Below are 13,062 nucleotides of genomic sequence, written 5' to 3' on the forward strand. Positions count from 1 at the left end.
GTGGTGGAGGCGCTCGAGCGCGAAGGCGTGACGACCGTGTTCGGCTATCCCGGCGGTGCGATCATGCCGCTCTACGATGCCCTGCCCGGATCGAAGCTGCGCCACATATTGGTTCGTCACGAGCAGGCAGCGGCGCTGTCCGCCGATGCCTGGGGGCGAATGACCGGCGAGCCCGGCGTGTGCATCGCGACTTCTGGACCGGGAGCGACCAATCTCGTCACCGGCATCGCCAACGCCTATCTGGATAGCGTGCCGATGGTCGCCATCACCGGCCAGGTCGCGACCCACCTGATCGGCACTGACGCCTTCCAGGAAGTCGATATTTTCGGCATCACCCTGCCGATCGTGAAGCACAGCTATGTCGTGCGCGACGCCGCCGAGATTCCGCGCATCTTCGCCGAGGCGTTCCACATCGCGCGTTCGGGGCGGCCCGGGCCGGTGCTGATCGACCTACCCAAGGACATCACGATCAACCAGGTCGTACCCTATCCTTTCACCCAGCCGGTTGAGGACCATCCTCCGATCGACGAGGCCGCGATCGACGCCGCCAACGCGCTGATCGTCGAGGCCAAGCAGCCGATCCTCTATTTCGGCGGCGGCATCATGATCGCGCGCGCCGAACAGGCGTTGCGCGCCTTTGCCAAGCGCAGCGGGATCCCGTCAGTCGGCACGCTCAAGGGCCTCGGTGCGATCCGTACCGACGAGCCGAACTTCCTCGGCATGCTCGGCATGCACGGCACGCGCGGCGCAAATGTCGCGATCGACGAGTGCGACCTGCTGATCTGTGTCGGTGCGCGGTTCGACGATCGCGCGACCGGCAAGCTCGATACGTTCGCGCCCAAGGCCCGCGTGATCCATCTCGACGCCGACGATGCCGAGATCGGCAAGCTGCGCCGGGCCGAAGTCGGCCTCCACGGGCGCATGGCCGAGACGCTCGATCGCTTGACGGCGGTGCCGACCGACATCTCCGCCTGGGTCGCAAAGAACGCCGCGCAGAAGGTCGAGTGGGCGATGGATTACAATGCGCCCGGATCGTCGATCTACGCCCCGGCGCTGCTCAACCAGCTGGCCGAGCAGGCCGGCGACAGCGCGGTGTTCACCTGCGACGTCGGCCAGCACCAGATGTGGGTCGCGCAGCATTGCCGCTTCACCCGGCCGCAGGCGCATTTGACCAGCGCCGGGCTCGGCACGATGGGCTTTGGCGTCCCCGCTGGCATCGGCGCGCTGCTCGCCGAGCCTGAGTCGACCGTCATCACCGTCAGTGGCGACGGATCGATCATGATGAACATCCATGAGCTGGCGACGCTCAGGCGTTATCGCCTGCCGCTGAAGATCGTGCTGATCGACAATAGCCAGCTCGGCATGGTCCGCCAGTGGCAGGAACTATTCTTCGACGAAAATTTCTCAGAGATCGACCTGAGCGACAACCCCGACTTCGCCGAGGTTGCGCGCTCGTTCGGGATCGAGGCTTTCACGATCGACCATCGCTCCGAAGTCTCGGCGGCGATCACCCGCCTCCTCGCCACCAAGGGTCCGGTGCTGCTGCACGTCAGGATCGATCCCCGCGCCAATGTCTGGCCGCTGGTCCCGCCCAACTCGTCGAACATGCAAATGATGGAACCCGACCAATGACCGGACGCCTGATCATCGATTTCCGCCCCGAGGAAGGTGCTGTCCCGCGCATCGTCGGCCTGGTCGAGCGGCGCGGGTTCGAGCTGCGTGGAATCAGCATGACCGGCCGTTCGCCGTCGGCCTCGCTGACGCTGGAAGTTGCGCCGCGCGATGTCAGCCGCCGACTCGACCTGCTCAACCGCCAACTGCGCCGTCTCGACGGGGTCAGCCAAGTGTCGTTCTTCTCCCCTCCCGTGAGTGCCATCGCATGACCGATCTCAAAATCGACCGCGTCCGAATCTTCGACACCACCCTGCGCGACGGCGAGCAGGCGCCGGGCTTCTCGATGACCGAGGCGGCCAAGCTGCGCATGGCGAAGGCGCTCGCCGATCTGCGCGTCGACGTGATCGAGGCGGGGTTCGCTGCGGCGTCGCCGGGGGATTCGCGCGCTATCGCGCTGATCGCCGAAAAGGTTCACGGCCCGACGATCTGCTCGCTCGCAAGGGCGAATATCAAGGACGTTGATGCTGCGGCCGCCGCGCTGAAGAATGCGCCGCGCAAACGCATCCACGTGTTCCTCGCAACTAGCCCGATTCACCGTGTATCGAAGCTGCACATGAGCCGCGAGCAGGTTCTTGAGGCCATCCGCAGCGGCGTCGCCCACGCCCGCTCGCTCTCCGACGACGTCGAATTTTCGGCCGAAGATGCGATCCGTACCGAACGCGATTTCCTGGTCGAGGCGCTGTCCGTCGCCGCCAGCGAAGGCGCCAGCACGCTCAACATGCCCGATACGGTTGGTTATACGACGCCCGACGAAATCTACGAGTTGTTCAAGTTCCTTGGCATCCATGTCGACCGGCCCGAGGGCACGATCTTTTCGACCCACTGCCACGACGACCTCGGCATGGCGGTCGCCAATTCGCTGGCGGCAGTGCGCGGCGGGGCGCGGCAAATCGAATGTGCCGTCAACGGTATCGGCGAGCGCGCCGGCAATTGCGCGCTCGAGGACGCCGTCATGGCGCTCAAGACGCGCGCCGACGCGTTCGGCGTGACAACCAACATCGACACGACCAAGATCATGACCGCGAGCCGGGTATTGGCGCAGGTGACGAACAGCCCGCCACCGCGGAACAAGGCGATCGTAGGAAGCAACGCCTTCGCCCACGAAGCCGGCATTCACCAGCACGGCATGCTCCAGAATCGCGAGACGTACGAGATCATGAAACCCGAAGACATTGGCCTTAGCGCCGAAGGCATCATCCTCGGCAAACACTCCGGCCGCCACGCGCTGGCCGCCCGCGCCAAGGCGCTTGGCTTCGTCCTGGAAGAAGCCAAGCTCGACCGCGTGTTCGAAGCGTTCAAGGTCGTCGCCGACGAAATCGGTACGGTCGACAGCGCGCGCCTGCTGGCGCTGCTGAGCGACGTCGAGGGTGGCAAGCGCGAACGGCTGTGGAAGCTCAACAAGATCGACATCCGCTCGCCGGTTTCCGCCAATGCCTGGCCGGTGGCGCGGGTTGAGCTGGAACATGGTGAGCGCGGGCGGGTAACCGACCTCGCCTCTGCCCCCGGTGCTCTCGACGCGGCGTTCATGGCGGTCAGCCAGATCATGGGGCTGCCCGCCCGAGTCGACCATATCGAGATGCAGTATATCGCGGCCGACAAGGAGGAGCCCGCCGAAGACGGCCAGGGCGCCAACGTGCTGGTCGAGATCGCGGTCGATGTCGGGGGCGAGATTTTCTCCGGTCGGGCCCGCGGTCGCGACATCCTGCCGTGCTGCGTGTCGGCCTATATTGACGCCGCCGGCAATGCCGAGGCGGTACGCCGGGTGCGATCGATCCAGGCGGTGGCGTCACAGGCAGCATGAGCGTGAGCGTGAGCGATCGTTGCACGGTCGTCATCCTTCCGGGCGACGGCATCGGCCCCGAAGTTACCGCCGAAGCGGTCGCGGTGCTGGCGTTGCTGTCGGACCGCTTCGGGCTTGACCTCGTGTTCGACGAGCAGCGCTTTGGCGGAGCAGCGATCGATGGCGATGGCGAGCCTTTGCCCCCGGCGACGCTGGCGGCGTGCCGTGCTGCGGATGCGATCCTGCTCGGCGCGGTCGGCGGGCCCGAGTGGGACGGCGCAAAGGAGCGGCCCGAGCAGGGCTTGCTCAAGCTGCGCACCGAACTCGGCCTGTTCGCCAACCTCCGTCCGGCTCGGATCATCCCCGGGCTGGAGATCTTCTCGCCGCTCAGGCCCGAGATCGCCACCGGCGCCGACGTGCTGGTCGTGCGCGAGCTGACCGGCGGTATCTACTTCGGCGAAAAGACGCTCGGCGACGATGCCGCTTCCGACCTGTGCAGCTACAGTCGGGCGGAAGTTGAACGCATCGCGCATGTCGCCTTCCGCGCCGCGCAGAAACGTCGTGGCAAGCTGACCTCGGTCGACAAGGCGAACGTCCTCGCTACCTCGAAGCTGTGGCGGCGGACGGTCGAAGACGTCGCGCGCGGCTACCCCGATGTCGCGCTCGACCATCTCTATGTCGATGCGGCAGCGATGGCGCTGGTCACCCACCCGACCCGGTTCGACGTCATCCTGACGGAAAATATGTTCGGCGACATATTGTCCGACGAAATGTCGGTCATCGCCGGGTCGATCGGGCTGATGGCCTCGGCCAGTACCGGATCAGGGGGCCCGGCGCTGTTCGAGCCGATCCATGGCTCCGCGCCCGATATCGCCGGGCGCGACATCGCCAACCCTGCGGGCACGATGGCCAGCGCGGCGCTGCTGCTCGATCATCTCGGCCATGGCGCGGCTGCGACGCTGCTCGACCGGGCGATCGAGGCGGCGCTGGTCGAGGGATGCCGCACCGGCGACCTCGGCGGCACGACCGGTTGCGCGGCGTTCGGCGCGCGGGTCTGCGCGATCATCGACGAGCAGATCAGCGCGACCTATCGGCGCGAGAAGGTACAAATTTCCGCATGACCGCCCCCCGCACCCTCTATCAGAAGATCTGGGACGCCCACGTCGTCGAGCGGCGCGACGACGGCACTTGCCTGATCTACATCGACCGCCATCTGGTTCATGAAGTGACCAGCCCGCAAGCGTTCGAAGGTCTCCGCCTGGCCGGACGCAAAGTGCGCCGTCCCGACCTGACGCTCGCCGTTCCCGACCATAATCTGCCAACCACCGCGCGCGTCGACGCGGCGGGCAATCGCGTGCCGATCGCCGATCCCGCCAGCGCGGCACAGCTCGCCGCGCTGACCGCCAATGTCGCCGAGTTTGGCGTGCCTTATATCGACGATCTCGCCGCCGCGCAGGGTATCGTCCACGTCGTCGGGCCCGAACAGGGCTTCACCCTTCCCGGCACGACGCTAGTCTGCGGCGACAGCCACACCGCGGCGCATGGCGCCCTCGGCGCGCTCGCGTTCGGCATTGGGACCAGCGAGGTCGAGCATGTGCTGGCGACGCAGACCCTGCAGCTGCAGCCATCGAAGACGCTCGAAGTGCGGGTCGAGGGTGAGCTGGGCTTTGGCGTTGCGGCCAAGGACGTCATCCTCGCCGTCGTCGGCCAACTCGGCGCATCGGGCGGGGCCGGCTATGTCATCGAATATCGCGGCGACACGTTCGCGGCGATGAGCATCGAGCAACGGCTCACCGTCGCCAACATGTCGATCGAAGCGGGTGCGCGTTCGGGCCTGTTCGCGCCCGACGAGAAGACCTTCGCCTATCTCAAGGGCCGACCGATGGCGCCAACCGGGGCGGAGTGGGAACGCAAGGTCGCCGAGTGGAGAGATCTGCGCACCGACGACGGCGCGACGTTCGACAAGAGTATTTTCATCGATGCCGCGACCATCGCCCCGAACGTCACGTGGGGCACCAGCCCGGACGATGTCGTCGCGATTACCGGGCGCGTGCCCGATCCCGAAGCCATCGAGGATGAATCACGCCGCGATGCCGCCCGCCGCGCGCTCGATTACATGGGCCTGACCGCCGGCACTGCGATGACCGATGTCGCAGTCGACCACATCTTCATCGGCAGCTGCACGAACAGCCGGATCGAGGATCTGCGCGCCGCCGCCGACGTCGTGCGCGGCCGCCATATCGATGCCGGGATCATCCAGGCGCTGGTCGTGCCGGGCTCCGGTCTGGTCAAGCTTCAGGCCGAGGCCGAGGGGCTAGACCGCGTCTTTACCGACGCCGGCTTCGAATGGCGCGAGCCGGGCTGCTCGATGTGCCTCGGCATGAACCCAGACAAGGTACCGCCCAAGGCCCGCTGCGCGTCAACGTCCAATCGCAATTTCGTCGGGCGTCAGGGACCGGGCGCGCGGACCCACCTCGTCTCGCCGGCAATGGCAGCGGCGGCGGCGGTGACCGGGCGGCTCGCCGACGTGCGCGAGCTGATCCGGTGACTCCGCTACGCCAGGTCGCGGGCAAGGCGATCCCGCTCGACCGCGACAATATCGACACCGACCTGATCATCCCGGCGGAGCATCTCAAGGCGATCACTCGCAGTGGGCTCGGTCGCTACGCGTTCGAGGTCATGCGCGCCGACCCAGCCAATGTGATCGATGCCAACGCCGGCGCGCCGATTCTGATCGTCGGGGCCAATTTCGGCTGCGGGTCGAGCCGCGAGCATGCAGCCTGGGCGCTCGCCGATCTCGGCATCCGCGCCGTCATCGCGCCGAGCTTTTCGGACATCTTTTCAGGCAATGCCTATAAGAACGGCCTTGCCACGGTCGTGATCGACGCTGCTGCGGTCGAGCAATTGTTGCTGCGGGCCGAGGCGGGTGAGCCGGTGAAGGTCGATCTCGAAGCGATGACTGTCACTGCCGGCAATTTGCACTTCGGCTTCGCAATGGACGCGTTCCGGCGCAAATGCCTGATCGAGGGGCTCGACGAGATTGCGCTGACTCTCGGGAGCAACGCCGCGATCAGCGCGTTCGAGGCGCGCGCCGGCTGATTGTCACGCAGCGCTAGCCAGGTCCGCCGGTTGCTGATCCACACCCAGACTCTGCCTCGCCGGTCCCGAATGGCCACGCATCAGCGCTTCGGCAATATCCGCCTGCCCCGCCTCGATCGCATCGACGATCGCGTGGTGCTGGCGCTGCCCGCTATTAAGGATCGGAAAGATATCCTCGCGCGCGATCGGCGAGAAGGCGACCACGTCAGGCGCCACGAACGGCACCGCATAGACGCGGTGGATGAGATCGGCGAGTAGCGGGTCCCCCGCACCTTGGACGATGATGTCGTGGAAGCGGCGGTTGATCCGGGCATAGGCTTCCTGGTCCCCGTCCGCGAAATGACCCTTGGCAAACAAGGCATCGCTTTCGACCAGGCAGTCGCGCAGGTCGGCGACGACCTGCTTGGTGGCGCCGCGGTCAGCAATGCGGTGGGCTGCATAACCTTCGAGCACGCAGCGCAGCTCGGTCGCGCGGAAGCTGTCGTCGATGCTGAAGCTGCGCACCGCGTAGCCGCGCCGTCCGACCGGTTCGAGCAGGCCCTCGGTCGCCAGCGCCGGGATGACATTGCGGACCGGTGTACGCGACACGCCGAGTCGCTCGGCAATCGCCGCCTCGGCGACGCGGGTCCCAGGCGGCAGCGTCCCGTCGAGGATCAGGTCGCGGATCCGCTGCGCTACCGAACCGTCGCTCATCGGACCCGTCCCTCGACCATCGTCTTCACCAGATTTAGTTGCATTGGGACACCATAGCCGCCCCGGGCGGGATCCGTCCACCGCCTTGCGACGGATGAAATGCCGCATCGGGACATTCGTTTGCGCGCCTCGGTTTGACCGAAGACGTCTGGCGATTAGTATTTTGCGCAATCACGAAAATCACATATGGGATCCCGTAGTGTTGACTGTCCGGAGTAGCTTTGATCGTGGAAATCTTCGTTCCGGACCGCGACAGCGACGCCGTGTTCGCGCTGATCGCGCAGCTCGGCGAACTGGGGATTGGCGGGCGCGATGCTTCTTATCTCGCCTCCGTTGAACCTTACGCCTCGACCGATCCGCAAGTGCGCGCCAAATATCTCACCGAATTCCGCTTCATGGTCACCCCCGACAAGCGCGCTGCCGCGGCCGGGCTGGTCGGGCTCGAGGAATGGTGATCGCGCCGCGCTGCTGAGCCTGACGGATTGACAATCGCTGCGATTGTGTCCAGTTTCGCCGCTCCATCGAGACCGGCTGAGGGACAGGCCCGAAGAAGCCGGGGCAACCAGGAGCGAGCGACAGCTTGCGCCAAAGGTGCCAAGTCCTGCGGGGACCCACAAGGTCGGCCGGCAGATGGTTGTGGTTCCGCCCACCGGCGAAGCCCTGCTGTCCGTCATCGCATCCGCAAGACTGCTCGCTGGAAGAGCGTGGCGAGGATTTAATGACGGTTGCGATCAAGCGGGATGTGCTGGAACGGACAGGCGAGGCGCCTGCGTCGCGCGGCGAGGAGACGTTCACTCTCGCGATGCGCCACAGCGGTTCGCGTCAAGTCACGCTGCGCTACGAAATCACCGGTCCCGTCCTCGCTCCCATCCTCATTGTCGGCGGCGGGATTTCGGCCGGGCAGCACGTTATCTCATCCGCCGAGTTCGCCGAAGCCGGCTGGTGGGAGCCGCAGAAAGCCGCGCTCGCCGCCGCCCGCGTCCTCGCGATCGACTGGATCGGGGCCGACGGAGCGTTCGACTGTCCGATCGACCCGGCCGACCAGGCGGTGGCAATCGCGACTCTGCTCGACCGGCTCGGCATCGCCCGCGTCGCCGGGTTCGCCGGCGCCTCCTATGGCGCAATGGTCGGGCTCCACTTCGCGGCACTATATCCCGAACGACTCGGCGCGCTGCTCTCGGTCAGCGCCGGAGCGAGCGCCCATCCCTTCTCCAGCGCCTGCCGATCGCTGCAGCGCAAGGCGGTCGCGATCGGCGAGCAGGGCGGCAACCCGGCGGCGGGAGTCGCGCTGGCCCGCGCGCTCGCCATGCTCACTTATCGCACCGCCGACGAGTATCGCGTCCGTTTCGACGCCGCGCCGACGGTCGACGGCGACCTCGTCCGCGTCTCGGCTGAGGATTATCTCGATGCCCAGGGGCTGCGCTACGCCGGCCGCACGACCGCCGCCGCTTACCGCCGCCTGTCGGAATCGATCGACCTGCACCGGGTCGACCCCGCCACCGTCCGCCTGCCCGCTACCTTTGTCGCGGTCGAGAGCGACTGGCTTGTGCCGATCGAGGATATTCACGCGCTGGCGGATGCGGTCGGCGGGGCGCGCTTCGTGCTGATGCCGAGCCTCTACGGCCATGACGGCTTTCTCAAGGAGGAAGCGCAAATGGCCGCCATCCTGACCGATTTCATAGCCACGCTGGAGCCTGCCCGATGACCGACAAATTCCGCCCGACCACCCGCGCCGTCCGCGCCGGGATCGACAGCGAGACGCAGCATGGCGCGGTCGTGCCACCTATAATCCTGTCGACCAACTTCACCTTCGACGGCTTCGGTGGCAAGCGCGAATATGACTATAGCCGCAGCGGCAACCCGACCCGCGACCTGCTCGGCGACGCGCTCGCCGCGCTCGAAGGCGGCGCCGGGGGGACGGTCACCGCGACCGGCATGGGCGCGATCACGCTCGTGTTGCACGCGCTGCTCTCCCCGGGCGAATTGCTCCTCATCCCGCATGATTGCTACGGCGGCAGCTGGCGGCTGTTCCACGCGCTGGCGAAGAAAGGGCTGTTCACGCTCGAGACGTGCGATTTCACCGACCTCGCCAGCCTCGCCCCGGCGCTGGCCAGGCAACCGAAGCTGGTGTGGCTCGAGACACCGTCGAACCCGCTGCTGCGCCTCACCGACCTCGCAGCGGTGACGTCGGCGGCCCACGCGGCAGGCGCGCTGGTCGCGGTCGACAACACCTTCCTGTCGCCGTCGCTGCAGCGGCCGATCGAGCAGGGCGCCGATGTCGTCATCCATTCGACCACTAAATATATTAATGGCCACAGCGACATCGTCGGCGGCGCAGTGATCGCGAAAGACCAGCCGGTGCATGACGAGATGCGTTGGTGGGCCAACTGTCTCGGCATCACCGGCGCACCGTTCGACAGCTATCTGACGCTGCGCGGCCTGCGCACGCTCGACGCCCGGTTGCGGGTCCACCAGGAAAATACGGCGGCGATCGTCGAGCTGCTGACCGGCCATGGTGCGGTCGAAGCAGTCTATTACCCCGGCATCCCGACCCACCCCGGTCACGACATCGCGAAGCTGCAGCAGCATGGCTTCGGGGCGATGCTGTCGTTCGAAGTGGTCGGCGGTGAAGATGGCGTGCGCGCGCTGTTCGACGGGCTGCACTGCTACACGCTGGCGGAGTCGCTCGGCGGCGTCGAAAGCCTGATCGCCCATCCGGCGACGATGACCCATGCGGCGATGACCGACGAAGCGCGGGCGGCGGCCGGCATTTCCTCCTCGCTGATCCGCCTGTCGGTCGGGATCGAGGACCCAGCCGACCTGGTCGCAGATCTCCGCGCCGGGCTGGAACGCGCAGCGGCGGCAGCCACGCGACCGAGGGCAGCCAAAGCGGCTTAGCTAGCGCCTCAAAAACCCCGTTCGGGGGATATCCGAGAATTTAAGCTCAGGACGAACGGAGAGGCTAGGGTACCTTCGCCTTCGGAAAATCCCCCCACGCCCCGTCATAATCGGGCTGCGCACTCGCCAGCGCCGTCGTCGTCGGCCGAAACGGCCAGCAGCTTTCGACCATGAACGCCATCGTCCCGTCGATCTTGTGGGGCTTCAGCTCCGCCCCGCTCGCCGCGCGCCAGCTGTCCAGGTCCGGCCCATGCGCGCTCATCCGGTTGTGGAGCGACAGGCCGCCGGGCTCGAACCCCTCGGCCTTCGCATCATAGGCCCCGTGGATCAGCCCCATCGCTTCGGACATGATATTGCGGTGGAACCACGGCGGGCGGAACGTGTCCTCCGCCACCATCCACCGCGGCGGAAAAATCACGAAGTCGCAATTGGCGCGCCCCGCCGTCTCGCTCGGGCTGGTCAGGACGGTGAAGATCGACGGATCGGGATGGTCGAAACTGACCGTGCCGATAGTGTTGAACCTGGCCAGGTCATATTTCCACGGCGCGAGATTGCCGTGCCACGCGACGACGTCGAGCGGGCTGTGATCGAGTTCGACTGTCCATAGGCGGCCGAGGCTCTTCTGGATCAGCTCGAACGGTTCGTCGCGATCCTCATACCAGGCGGTCGGCGTCTCGAAATCGCGCGCGTTGGCAAGCCCGTTCGATCCGATCGGGCCAAGCTCCGGCAACCGCAACAGCGCCCCATGATTCTCGGCAACATAGCCGCTGGCCGCGCCATCCGGCAGCAGCGCTCGGAACCGCACCCCGCGCGGCACCAGCGCAATCTCGCCCGGCGCCACCATCATCCGGCCCAGCTCGGTCAGCAACTCGATTCGCCCGCGCTGCGGCACGAACAGCAGCTCGCCATCGGCACTGGCAAAGGCCCGCGTCGTCATGTCGGCGGTGGCGGTATAAATATGCACCGCGACGCCCTTCATCGTCCCCGGGTCGCAATTGGCGACTATCGTCGTCATGCCGTCTATCAGGTCAGTGGGCGCCACCGGCATCGCCCGGGGAGACCAGCGCAGACGATTGGGCGCCAGCGGCTCGTCGACCGTCCCCGGCGCGAATTCGGCCCCTCCCTCGTAGCAGCGATAGGCGGCATGACTTGCGCTCGGCCGCAGCCGGTACAGCCAGCTCCGTCGATTTTCATGGCGCGGCGCGGTGAACGCCGTTCCCGACAATTGCTCGGCATACAGCCCGAACGGCGGCTTCTGCGGTGAATTGCGCCCGACCGGCAGTGCCCCCGCCACCGCCTCGGTCGCAAAATGGTTGCCGAAACCGGTCATCATGTCGATCATTCCCCAAGCTTAGCCGGAATCACCCCACGTCGCATCTGATCGAGTTCGAGGCTTTCGAACAGTGCTTTGAAATTGCCCTCGCCAAAGCCGTCATTGCCCTTGCGCTGGATGATCTCGAAGAAGATCGGCCCGACCATATTCTCGGTGAATATCTGCAGGAGCAGCCCCTCCCCCGTCTCGGGCGACCCGTCTATCAATATCCGCCGCGCCCGCATCTCCGCGACATCATGCCCATGCCCCGGAAGGCGCTCGTCGATCAGGTCGAAATAGCTGTCATTGGTGTCCTGGAAGCGGATGCCGTTCGCCCTCAGCGCGTCGACCGTCGCGAAGATATCGTCGGTCGCCAGCGCCAGATGCTGGATTCCTTCCCCCTTATATTCGCGCAGGAATTCCTCGATCTGGCTGTGCTTGTCCTGGCTTTCGTTGAGCGGAATGCGAATCTTGTCGTCGGGCGCGGTCATCGCCTTGGAGAACAGTCCGGTCGACTGTCCCTCGATATCGAAATATCGAATCTCGCGAAAGTCGAAGATGCGCTCGTAAAACCCCGCCCAATGGTCCATTCGCCCGCGGTTCACATTGTGCGTCAGATGGTCGAGCGTATGCAGCCCGACCGAATGATCATCGGCGACCGCGCCCTTGACCGGATCGAAGTCGATATCCCAGATGCTCGCCCCGCCACGCTCATCGACGAGGTACAAATGCGAGCCACCGATCCCCTCGATCCCCGGCAGGTTGAGCTCGCCCGGCCCGGCGTGGCCCGACACCGCCTGTGCCCCCCGTTCGACCGCCATTGCCAGCGCCCGGCCGCTGTCGGCAACCCGAAACGCCATGGCGTTGGCACTCGGCCCATGCTCGGCGCGGAAACGGCCGACCTGCCCGGCCGGCTCCATGTTCAGCAGAAAATTGATTGCGCCCTGCGCATAACGCCGCACATTCTTCGACCGGTGGTTAGACAAATGTGTGAAACCCATGGCAAGGAACAGGCGGGCAAGGGCATCGGGGTCGGGACCAGTGAATTCAACGAAGGCAAAGCCGTCAAGTCCGAGAGGGTTGTCGACCATATTCAGACTCCATGCATTGGTTACAATTGAAACTAACTTAGCGCCGGCGGAAGGTCAAGTATGAACCCGCGTCGATTGACCCTCGACCGCTTCCTGCCGTACCGCCTGTCGGTTGCCTCCAACGCCGTCTCGACGCGCATCTCCAACGCCTATCGCAAGCGCTTTGGACTGCGTATTTCCGAATGGCGGCTGATCACCATCCTGGCGGAAAGCGACCGTATCACACCCGCCAACCTCGGCGAGAAAACGCGCATGGACAAGATCGCAGTCAGCCGCGCCGCCAGCGCGCTGATCGAGCGCGGGCTGGTGTCGACCGACGACAATCCCGCCGACGGCCGCTCGCATCTCCTCTTCCTGACGCCCGAAGGCCGCGCGCTTTATGGCGAAATCGCGCCGATCGCGCTCGCAACCGAGGGCGAATTGTTCGCCACCTTCAGCGCCGAGGAGCGAGTCCTGCTCGACATGTTGCTGCGCCGGGTCGAGACGTCGGCCCTCAATGGAGCAAAGGCCTAAGC

Annotated in this window: 13 protein-coding genes and 1 riboswitch; of the genes, 10 read left to right on the top strand and 3 right to left on the bottom strand. The window is 65.9% G+C overall.

Going from position 1 to position 13,062, the window contains the following annotated elements; all coding sequences use genetic code 11:
* The 6 genes from ilvG to leuD form a co-directional block, all read left to right on the top strand.
* On the top strand, positions 1-1,632 hold a 1,632-nt coding region (gene ilvG / locus RMN84_RS00725; RefSeq protein ID WP_309610293.1), incomplete at its 5' end, for an acetolactate synthase 2 catalytic subunit.
* Positions 1,629-1,883: an ACT domain-containing protein gene (locus tag RMN84_RS00730; protein WP_309610294.1), complete on the top strand. Its 255-nt coding sequence runs from the start codon at positions 1,629-1,631 to the stop codon at positions 1,881-1,883. The genes ilvG and RMN84_RS00730, both read left to right, overlap by 4 nt.
* The gene (locus tag RMN84_RS00735; RefSeq protein WP_309610295.1) at positions 1,880-3,475 is read left to right on the top strand and encodes a 2-isopropylmalate synthase; all 1,596 of its coding nucleotides are present in this window, start codon (positions 1,880-1,882) and stop codon (positions 3,473-3,475) included. The genes RMN84_RS00730 and RMN84_RS00735 overlap by 4 nt, the downstream gene beginning before the upstream one ends.
* Before the next feature lie 8 nt (positions 3,476-3,483).
* A complete protein-coding gene (gene leuB, locus RMN84_RS00740; protein WP_309610296.1) occupies positions 3,484-4,575 on the top strand; it encodes a 3-isopropylmalate dehydrogenase in 1,092 nt (363 codons plus the stop codon).
* On the top strand, positions 4,572-6,002 hold the full coding sequence (gene leuC / locus RMN84_RS00745) for a 3-isopropylmalate dehydratase large subunit (RefSeq protein WP_309610297.1): 1,431 nt from the start codon (positions 4,572-4,574) through the stop codon (positions 6,000-6,002). The genes leuB and leuC overlap by 4 nt, the downstream gene beginning before the upstream one ends.
* Positions 5,999-6,553, top strand: a complete 555-nt coding sequence (gene leuD, locus RMN84_RS00750) for a 3-isopropylmalate dehydratase small subunit (RefSeq protein ID WP_309610298.1) — start codon at positions 5,999-6,001, stop codon at positions 6,551-6,553. Before leuC ends, leuD begins: the two co-directional genes overlap by 4 nt.
* A 3-nt stretch (positions 6,554-6,556) precedes the next feature.
* Here leuD and RMN84_RS00755 read toward each other — a convergent pair whose 3' ends face one another.
* Entirely contained in the window at positions 6,557-7,246 is a 690-nt protein-coding gene (locus RMN84_RS00755; RefSeq protein ID WP_309610299.1) for a GntR family transcriptional regulator, read from the bottom strand.
* 227 nt (positions 7,247-7,473) lie between these two features.
* Between RMN84_RS00755 and RMN84_RS00760 the strand changes: the two genes are divergently transcribed.
* From RMN84_RS00760 to metB, 3 genes are all read left to right on the top strand, one after another.
* The gene (locus RMN84_RS00760; RefSeq protein WP_309610300.1) at positions 7,474-7,701 is read left to right on the top strand and encodes a hypothetical protein; all 228 of its coding nucleotides are present in this window, start codon (positions 7,474-7,476) and stop codon (positions 7,699-7,701) included.
* 60 nt (positions 7,702-7,761) lie between these two features.
* A riboswitch (SAM riboswitch) is annotated at positions 7,762-7,883 on the top strand.
* An 81-nt stretch (positions 7,884-7,964) separates the two neighbouring features.
* Complete coding sequence (locus RMN84_RS00765; protein ID WP_309610301.1) at positions 7,965-8,951, top strand: homoserine O-succinyltransferase; 987 nt, start codon at positions 7,965-7,967, stop codon at positions 8,949-8,951.
* The gene (metB, locus tag RMN84_RS00770; protein WP_309610302.1) at positions 8,948-10,144 is read left to right on the top strand and encodes a cystathionine gamma-synthase; all 1,197 of its coding nucleotides are present in this window, start codon (positions 8,948-8,950) and stop codon (positions 10,142-10,144) included. Before RMN84_RS00765 ends, metB begins: the two co-directional genes overlap by 4 nt.
* 64 nt (positions 10,145-10,208) lie before the next feature.
* Here metB and hmgA read toward each other — a convergent pair whose 3' ends face one another.
* Positions 10,209-11,486, bottom strand: coding sequence for a homogentisate 1,2-dioxygenase (gene hmgA / locus RMN84_RS00775; RefSeq protein ID WP_309610303.1), 1,278 nt, complete (start codon positions 11,484-11,486; stop codon positions 10,209-10,211).
* Complete coding sequence (gene hppD, locus RMN84_RS00780) at positions 11,483-12,547, bottom strand: 4-hydroxyphenylpyruvate dioxygenase (protein WP_309610304.1); 1,065 nt, start codon at positions 12,545-12,547, stop codon at positions 11,483-11,485. Before hppD ends, hmgA begins: the two co-directional genes overlap by 4 nt.
* 60 nt (positions 12,548-12,607) lie before the next feature.
* Here hppD and RMN84_RS00785 point away from each other — a divergent pair, with 60 nt between their 5' ends.
* A complete protein-coding gene (locus RMN84_RS00785; RefSeq protein ID WP_309610305.1) occupies positions 12,608-13,060 on the top strand; it encodes a MarR family transcriptional regulator in 453 nt (150 codons plus the stop codon).
* Positions 13,061-13,062 lie beyond the last annotated feature (2 nt).

Source organism: Sphingomonas sp., from assembly GCF_031380695.1.
Classification (GTDB): domain Bacteria; phylum Pseudomonadota; class Alphaproteobacteria; order Sphingomonadales; family Sphingomonadaceae; genus Sphingomicrobium.